A 6,970-nucleotide genomic window follows, 5' to 3' on the forward strand; every position below is an offset into this window, starting at 1 on the left:
CCGAGGCCGGCTCACCCCCCTGGCGTCGCCCCCGACCCCCGCCTGACCTCCCGTTGAGCCCCTTCCGGAGTGCCTCGTTCGGGCGGCGCTGACCGCCTGCGTACGACCGTGACCGAGGACGGTCAAGCCTGACCGTCGATCGCGCTCCGTGACGACGCACCCCTCGATACACAGCGTCACCAACCGAACGCGCCCGCCCTGTTTCGGTCATTCCGCGCTTCCTACCCCACAGCGCCCCCGCCAGTCCCCTTACCGCCGCTTTGTCACAACACGCCACACAATCGCACAATCCACGAACGGTTCCGATCAATTGGCGGTACACGTTCGATACTTGATGCGTCATCAATCCATAACAGAGCGAACGGAAACGATGATTTGAGCAACTGGGTGTAGTGCCGCCTGTACGAAGCGTTATTCTCCTTAGACGCAAACCGGTACCCACGCGTCCCTACGGCGGGTGACGGTCCCGTACTGCACGTGATGGAAGCTCTGCCTCTGGGAGTCCCGTGTACCCACACGTCGGGGTTGACGCCTCGGGCCTGGCTACGCTGCGCGCAACGGTCCTCGACTGTCTGCGCGGCTTCGTCCCCACCGCGTATGCCGTCCCCGCCCTCGCCACCCCACTGCCCGTCAGCCCTGCCGTCGGCACGGTCGACCGCCCCGGCCAGGCCGGTCCGTGCTACGCCCTGGCGGACGGCGGCGCCGCGGTCGGCAGACGTTCCCGCGGCTCCACCCCCACCGCCCGGCGCCCAGGCGCCGACAGCGACAGCCGCCGCATGATGGACCTCGTCGAGCGCGCCCAGTCCGGGGAGGCCGAGGCGTTCGGCCGGCTCTACGACCAGTACGCCGACACGGTCTACCGGTACATCTACTACCGCGTGGGCGGCCGGGCCACGGCCGAGGACCTCACCAGTGAGACGTTCCTGCGCGCCCTGCGCCGCATCGGCACCTTCACCTGGCAGGGCCGCGACTTCGGCGCCTGGCTGGTGACCATCGCCCGCAACCTCGTCGCCGACCACTTCAAGTCCAGCCGCTTCCGGCTGGAGGTCACCACCGGCGAGATGCTGGACGCCAACGAGGTCGAGCGCAGCCCCGAGGACTCCGTCCTCGAATCGCTGTCCAACGCCGCCCTGCTCCAGGCGGTGCGAAAGCTCAACCCGCAGCAGCAGGAGTGCGTGACGCTCCGCTTCCTCCAGGGCCTCTCGGTCGCCGAGACCGCCCGGGTCATGGGGAAGAACGAGGGCGCGATCAAAACGCTTCAGTACCGGGCCGTACGCACGCTGGCCCGGCTTCTTCCGGACGACGCCCGCTGACCGCCGGTAGCCTCCCGGCCACGGTCCGTCCGCCCGCCGGGCGGGCCCTCGGGGAGGGCGTAACCCGGGTGCTGCGCCGCTCGTTGTGGGGGATGCAGGCGCCTTGTGGTCGTACCCTGCCAGTGATCCACTCACTCGATCGGGTGGACGCGCGCATGGCACGGAACCCTCGGGTGTCCTGGGGAGTCGACCGTCACGACGAGAGGAGGTGCCGCCTGTGATCGCGAACGTATCGGCACACCGGCGGGCGAACGCCTTCGCCAAGGCCCTGGAGGCCCTGGAGGCCCTGGAGAGCAACCATCAGGCCGCCCAGGACAAGACGCCGCAGCAACAGCCAGGTTCCCCATCGGCGGAGAGCGCCGAGCGGAGACGGCTGCTGGCCCTGGCGAGCGGGCTGGGCGAGCTGCCGGCACCGACATTGAACCCGGAGGTCCGCGCCACCCAGCGGGCGCAGCTGCTCGCCGCCATGGAGGCGGCCTTCGCCGAGGGGGCGCCGCGCGTGCCCGAGCAGCGCCGCCGCCCCAGCGGCGCCCACCGGGCCAAACCCCCGGTGGCAAGATTCCGCCCCCGTTCCCGCTGGTCCAAGGGGCTCGCGGCCGGGGGGCTCACGGTCGGCGTGGCGGCGGGCGCGTTCGGCGGCGTCGCCGCGGCCAGCTCGAACGCGCTGCCGGGCGACACCCTCTACGGGTTCAAGCGCGGTATGGAAGACCTCAAGCTGGAGATGGCGGACGGCGACGCCGACCGGGGCCGGATCTATCTGGACCAGGCGTCCACGCGGATGAGCGAGGCGCGCCGCCTGATGGAGCGGACCCGCACCGGCGATCTGGACCATGACTCGCTGGGCGAGATCCGCCGGGCCCTGGCCGGGATGCGCCATGACGCCTCCGAGGGCCACCGGCTGCTGCACCAGGTCTATCAGCGCGACGGCTCGCTCGGCCCGATCCAGCAACTGTCCACCTTCTCGCAGGCCCACCGCGACGGCTGGAGCCGGCTGCGCGAGCGGCTGCCGGTCCAGCTCATGGACGTCGGCGACGAGGTGAGCTCGGTCTTCGACGCCATAGACCAAGAGGTCGGTCCGCTGCGGGCGTTGCTGCCCACGAAGAAGGAGCAGCAGGCCCAGTCCGGCCCGCAGACCGGCCATGCGCCGCAGCGCGCGGGCGGGCTGGGCGAGGACGGCCGCCCGGCGTCCGCCTCGGCCACCCCGAGCGGCAGCCGCACGGACGAGAAGGCGGCCCCCCGCCCGCACCCGTCGTCCTCGGCGAGCACCCACAGCCAGAGCGGCGGCCTGGTGGGCGGGGCGGGCGATCTGCTGGACCCGCCACTCGGCGGCGGATCGAGCCCCAGCCCGTCCACGGGCAAGGCTGACCAGGGCGGCAAGCCGTCCCAGCCGGACATCACGATCCCCCCGCTGCTGCCGGACCTGCTGCCGGGCCTGACCATCGACGGCGACGACACGAGGTGAAAATGCCTTGGGGGTGGGTGCGCGGCGCGCACCACCCCCAAGGCCAAAGCCGTCGACGGCCCCGGCCGGGTAGCCGTCAGAAAAACACCGACCGCCACTGGACAAGCAGCTTGGCCCCCCTTCCGGCCACCCTCGCATGGCTCGGCCCTGGAGGGCCTCCCCAGCTCCGGTCGGCTGCGCCGGACTCCGTCCGTCGGGCGGTGGGTGGCCGCGCCACATCGCGGCCCCGGCCGGGTGGCCGTCAGAAAAACACCGACCGCCGCTGGACGAGCAGCTTGTAGAGCGTGTGCTGGATCGTTTCTCGTACCTGGTCGGTCAGATTGAACATCAGCATCGGGTCGTCCGCCGCCTCCGGCGGATGCCCGTCGGTGGGGATGGGCTCGCCGAACTGGATGGTCCACTTCGTCGGTAGCGGCACCGCGCCCAGCGGCCCGAGCAGCGGGAAGGTCGGCGTGATCGGGAAGTACGGAATGCCGAGCAGCCGGGCCAGGGTCTTCGCGTTCCCCACCATCGGGTAGATCTCCTCCGCGCCCACGATCGAGCACGGCACGATCGGCGCCCCCGCGCGCAGCGCCGTCGAGACGAAGCCGCCCCGCCCGAAGCGCTGGAGCTTGTACCGCTCGGAGAACGGCTTGCCGATCCCCTTGAAGCCCTCCGGCATCACCCCGACCACCTCGCCGCGCTCCAGCAGCAGCTGGGCGTCCTCGGCGCAGGCGAGGGTGTGTCCGGCCTTGCGGGCCAGCTCGTTGATGACCGGCAGCACAAAGACCAGATCGGCCGCGAGCAGCCGCAGATGGCGCTTGGCCGGGTGGTTGTCGTGCACGGCGACCTGGAGCATCAGCCCGTCCAGGGGCAGCACCCCGGAGTGGTTGGCGACGACGAGCGCGCCGCCGCTGTCGGGGATGTTCTCGATCCCCTTCACCTCGACCCGGAAGTACTTGTCGGACAGCGGGCGGAGCAGGGACATCAGCACCTGCTCGGTCAGATCGTGGTCGTAGCCGAAGTCGTCGACCTCGTAGTCCCCGGTGATCCGGCGGCGCAGAAAGCTCAGCCCGTGGGCCAGCTTGCGCTCCCAGTCGCCGCTGCCCGGGGCGGGCTTGGGCGGGTCGGGCGGCAGGGGCGGCACGGCCGCGGCCGCCGTCTGGGGGCGCTGCTCGAGCGCCTCGTCGCGCTGCTGCGGTACGGGCTTGAGCGAGCCCTGGGAGCGGCCGCCGCGGCCCAGCCGGGGGACCTTCCTCCGGGACGACCGGGGTTCCTCACCGAACGGAATGACCTTGGCGTCCGCCATGGTGGTTGCGCTCCTTAAGGCTGGGCGCCGGCGGGCAGCAGCGCGGCGAGCCGGTCGATGGTACGGGCGAGGGTCTCGGGCGGGAGCAGCCCGGGGCCACGGCTGTGCGCATAGTCCGCGAGGGCGCCGGCGGTGGTGTGCTCGGGTTCGAATCCCAGGGTCTCGCGCATCTGGGTGGTGGCCACGACCCGGCCGTGGGTGAGCAGCCGGATCTGCTCGGGCGAGAAGTCGGTGATGCCGAGGGACCGCAGCGCGGTGCGGGCCCAGCGCAGGGTGGGCAGCAGCAGCGGCAGGGTCGGGCGGCCGAGCCGCCGGGCGGCCTGGGAGAGCAGCAGCACCCCGTCTCCGGCGATGTTGAACGTGCCGCTGTTGAGCGTGGACCGGCGCGGCTCGGAGGCCGCGATCCGCAGCACCTCGATGGCGTCCTTCTCATGGACGAACTGGAGCCGCGGGTCGTAGCCGATGACGGTGGGCAGCACCGGCAGCGCGAAGTACTCGGCGAGCGGGGAGTCCGCGCACGGCCCCAGGATGTTGGCGAAGCGCAGCACGCACACCGCGACATCGGGGCGGCGCCGGGCGAAACCGCGGACATATCCCTCGACCTCGACGGTGTCCTTGGCGAAGCCGCCGCTGGGGAGGGATTTGGGCGGGGTGGTCTCGCTGAAGACGGCGGGGTCGCGGGGCGCCGAGCCGTACACATTGGTGCTGGACTTCACCACCAGCCGCTGCACCGACGGGGCCTTCTGGCAGGCGCCGAGCAGCTGCATGGTGCCGATGACATTGGTCTCCTTGACCGAGGCGCGATTGCCGCGCGCGCCCAGCGGAGTGCCGTTGATATCCATGTGGACGACGGTGTGGACGCCGTATTCGGCGAGCAGTTTCCCGATCGTGGGATGACGGATATCGGCCCGGACGAAGTCGGCGCCGCCGAGGTGGTGTTCGGGGGGTACGGCGTCCACGCCGATCACCCGCTCCACATCGGGTTCGCGCTGTATGCGCCGGACGAAACGGCCTCCCAGCCGGCGAGCGACTCCGGTGACGAGCACGACCTTTCCCAAGATCAGCGCCTTCCTTCCCACCCTCGTCCGAGCTGGGCTGTGCCGAACACCGTAACCGCTCGATCTTGCGCTGTGATGACCACTCGCCGCTCGGTGCGACCTTTTAAGCCGGGGCCGGAGGGGCGAACGTGGCTTCAGGCCGCTGCCGCCCACGCACCGCAGCCCTCCCACCGGTGGTGGAAGGGCTGCGGGACGAACACAGCGTCGCTTGCTTACTTCTTGTTGCGACGCTGGACGCGCGTGCGCTTGAGCAGCTTGCGGTGCTTCTTCTTGGCCATCCGCTTGCGCCGCTTCTTGATAACAGAGCCCACGACTACCCTCGCTCACTTCGATTCACTCGGTGCGGGGCGTCCGAGCCCACACGACCTACATCGGGCCAGCCTACCCGGCGCCGAGCGAACCACGTAATCCGAGGGTCCTCCCCGGGCTCGGAAACGGCCTAGGCGGACTCCACCCCCACATACGATTCGCGGAGGTATTCATGAACCGCTTGCTCTGGGACCCGGAAAGACCTGCCCACCCGGATCGCCGGCAGATGACCACTGTGCACCAAGCGGTACACGGTCATCTTGGACACTCGCATCACCGAGGCGACTTCCGCCACGGTCAGAAACTGAACCTCGTTCAGAGGCCGTTCGCCAGCAGCCATGACAACACCTGAACCTTCCGCACATGTCGGGCACCGGCTTCCCCTCCGGTGACTCCTTGTCGCATGCGCGCTCCACCCCAGGTTAGGGGCGGGTGATGCAAGTGGGGAAGAGGAGTAGCGATCGGACGCCTACTGTGACAGACACGCTCGATTGAGTACATAGCGAGTAATCGGCCGGTAGTAACCAGACCGCACACCGTCATCAAGCGGAACGGCGACGGACACCCGCCCCTCGGCCTCCCCGACGAACAGCGCGGGGTCGTCCGTGTCCCCTGGCCCGATGGCCTCAAAGCCCAGCTGACCTGCTCCGCAGACCCATCCATGGTCCCCGATGACCAGTCCCGGCAGCGGCCCGCCGGACTCCGCGGCACAGCCGAGGGCGACCCGAACCGGGAGCGGCGAATGGCTGTGGGCGCCCGGCTCACTCGCGGTCGGGCGAGCGCCGGGCGCCCGCACCATCGCGACACCCCGTACGTAGGTGAGCCGGTGAGTACGTACGCCGAATCGCGTCGTTATGTCGATACATCTACCCTCCGCGGGAGTGAGGACACGGCAGCCCGCCGCCGAGAGCGCCGACGCCAAGGCGGCGTAGAAGCCGAGGAGACGGTGGGGATGGCCGGTGCCGAGGAGCACCGGGAGCCGGTCCCGGGCGGCGCCCCGCAGCCGGTCCGCGAAGGCGTCCAGCGCGGCGATCGTCAGCTCCGGATCGATCACATCCGGCCCCGAAACATTGGTCGGGTCGACCGAAACCCCGCATTTCTCGCCCATCAGGCCGAGCAATTCCATAAAGGACCAGTCGTATTCGGGCTCCAGCCCGAGCAGCACCCGGGGGTCCCGGGCCACGAAGAGCCGATAGCGGCGCAGGCTCTCCTCCCGGCTCGTGGCCACGGGCCCGGCGAGCCGCGCCGCCAGCAGATGCGCGCGCAGCGCCGCGGTGCTCAACACACCACCGATGCTGGCGGACCCACCCCGTCTGCCGCCCGGATACGCGGGCAGACCCCACGGTTGGCCTAACGGCCGCTAGCTTGATCTTTAACGTCTGGCGTCGAATGGTGCGTCGAACTTGATCACTCGGTTCGGTATCCGGCATACATCGAAGCGGCCTTCGTCTGAACATGTGCTCCGACCAAGGAACACACACGTCCAGCACGAAGGCCGTGAGGATGAGTCTGCTGCATCACGATGCCCGGCGGGAGCCGC

7 protein-coding genes are annotated in these 6,970 nt (G+C 70.1%); 2 read left to right on the forward strand and 5 right to left on the reverse strand.

Annotated elements, in window-relative coordinates:
- Window positions 1-506: 506 nt before the first annotated feature.
- Together ABD329_RS24590 and ABD329_RS24595 are read left to right on the forward strand one after the other, a co-directional pair.
- On the forward strand, window positions 507-1,313 hold the full coding sequence (locus ABD329_RS24590) for an ECF subfamily RNA polymerase sigma factor, BldN family (protein ID WP_198281763.1): 807 nt from the start codon (window positions 507-509) through the stop codon (window positions 1,311-1,313).
- A gap of 217 nt (window positions 1,314-1,530) precedes the next feature.
- A complete protein-coding gene (locus ABD329_RS24595) occupies window positions 1,531-2,775 on the forward strand; it encodes a DUF5667 domain-containing protein (RefSeq protein ID WP_344316899.1) in 1,245 nt (414 codons plus the stop codon).
- 241 nt (window positions 2,776-3,016) lie between these two features.
- Here ABD329_RS24595 and ABD329_RS24600 read toward each other — a convergent pair whose 3' ends face one another.
- From ABD329_RS24600 to ABD329_RS24620, 5 genes are all read right to left on the reverse strand, one after another.
- Window positions 3,017-4,063: a lysophospholipid acyltransferase family protein gene (locus ABD329_RS24600; RefSeq protein ID WP_037955294.1), complete on the reverse strand. Its 1,047-nt coding sequence runs from the start codon at window positions 4,061-4,063 to the stop codon at window positions 3,017-3,019.
- Between the two features lie 14 nt (window positions 4,064-4,077).
- Window positions 4,078-5,121: an NAD-dependent epimerase/dehydratase family protein gene (locus ABD329_RS24605; RefSeq protein ID WP_137978961.1), complete on the reverse strand. Its 1,044-nt coding sequence runs from the start codon at window positions 5,119-5,121 to the stop codon at window positions 4,078-4,080.
- A 212-nt stretch (window positions 5,122-5,333) separates the two neighbouring features.
- Window positions 5,334-5,432, reverse strand: coding sequence for a 30S ribosomal protein bS22 (locus ABD329_RS24610; RefSeq protein ID WP_003948845.1), 99 nt, complete (start codon window positions 5,430-5,432; stop codon window positions 5,334-5,336).
- Between the two features lie 128 nt (window positions 5,433-5,560).
- Window positions 5,561-5,770 carry a helix-turn-helix domain-containing protein gene (locus ABD329_RS24615; RefSeq protein ID WP_014053989.1) on the reverse strand — a complete coding sequence of 70 codons (210 nt, stop codon included), beginning with the start codon at window positions 5,768-5,770 and terminating at the stop codon, window positions 5,561-5,563.
- A 129-nt stretch (window positions 5,771-5,899) separates the two neighbouring features.
- The gene (locus ABD329_RS24620; RefSeq protein WP_198282217.1) at window positions 5,900-6,715 is read right to left on the reverse strand and encodes a phosphatase; all 816 of its coding nucleotides are present in this window, start codon (window positions 6,713-6,715) and stop codon (window positions 5,900-5,902) included.
- Between the last annotated feature and the right edge of the window lie 255 nt (window positions 6,716-6,970).

The organism is Streptomyces javensis, from assembly GCF_039525925.1.
Classification (GTDB): domain Bacteria; phylum Actinomycetota; class Actinomycetes; order Streptomycetales; family Streptomycetaceae; genus Streptomyces; species Streptomyces asiaticus.

What these genes read in the sequence shown, in the direction of transcription:
- ABD329_RS24615 (WP_014053989.1), bottom strand. Translation starts at nt 5,770, where the DNA reads ATGGCTGCTGGCGAACGGCCTCTGAACGAGGTTCAGTTTCTGACCGTG.
- ABD329_RS24600 (WP_037955294.1), bottom strand. Translation starts at nt 4,063, where the DNA reads ATGGCGGACGCCAAGGTCATTCCGTTCGGTGAGGAACCCCGGTCGTCC.